Annotated in this window: 1 protein-coding gene; it reads right to left on the reverse strand. The window is 33.5% G+C overall.

Annotated elements, in window-relative coordinates; all coding sequences use genetic code 11:
* Nucleotides 1-897, reverse strand: an 897-nt coding sequence (locus IEV77_RS17360; RefSeq protein WP_188467182.1) for an IS110 family RNA-guided transposase, incomplete at its 3' end; no start/stop codon positions are given.
* Nucleotides 898-1008: the final 111 nt, after the last annotated feature.

Here is a 1008-nt window from a genome sequence, read left to right on the forward strand (position 1 = left end):
TAAAAGTTTATTGCATACTGCTATTAATGCTAGTTTTTTACTCTTTCCTTTGGCTACTATTCGCTCATAAAGATCTCTGCAAGCCTTGTTGTATTTGCAGGCTGTAAAACTGCACATAAATAATAAATTCCTTAGCTTTTGATTGCCTATTTTACTTATTCGAGGTCGTCCTTTTACACTGCTTCCACTTTGTCTAATTATTGGCGTAAGGCCTGCATAACTACATAATTCAGCGGCACTTGAAAAACGTTCAAATCCGCCTGTTAAAACCACTAACATAATGGCTGTTTTCTTCCCAATACCTGGTATGGTTTTTAATCGTGTTAACAAATCTTGATGCTCTTGTTTTACCAAGATTAAAAGTTTTTCTTCTAAGATACCAACCTCTTTTTGTATTTGCTTTAAACTGCGCTTTAAGGAGGACACAACTGCTTTACTTGGGTTGCCTAAAACAGTTTCTCCATGCAATTTATTTTTTATCATGGTCATCTGTTTTGTATATACAGAAAGGAGTCTGGTCATTTGAAGGCATTCTGTTTGATGTTTAGAGTTACCTTTCCAGAGTTTTAATTCAACTTGCTCAGCATAATCACAAATAAGTTTAGAATCGCTCTTATCCGTCTTAATTTTTGATAGCTTCATCTGGATAAAACGTTTTACCGCTAATGGATTTTCTACTGATACTTGAATGCCTGACTCAAGTAAAAAATAAGCTAATTGATAGTGATAATAACCCGTAGCTTCCATTACACAATGACTATTAGAATCTAATAGTTTTGCAAACTTTTTAAAGCCAGATGGGTTATTTTTAAACTGATAGTAATTACCATCAGAATCTGTAACATCGAAAACCAAGTAACTAATGTCAAGTCCAAAATATTTAATATCTTTATTCATAAGAAAATGTTTTTTGAAAGGACAATCTACGCGAGTTTCAACGACTTAAAATCGAGGTCTTAAAGCCTCATAGAACTGTTCGAAATCTGTGTAGAAAAGAGAGGGGATTTA

The sequence above is a fragment of the Xanthomarina arctica genome, from assembly GCF_014638915.1.
Classification (GTDB): domain Bacteria; phylum Bacteroidota; class Bacteroidia; order Flavobacteriales; family Flavobacteriaceae; genus Xanthomarina; species Xanthomarina arctica.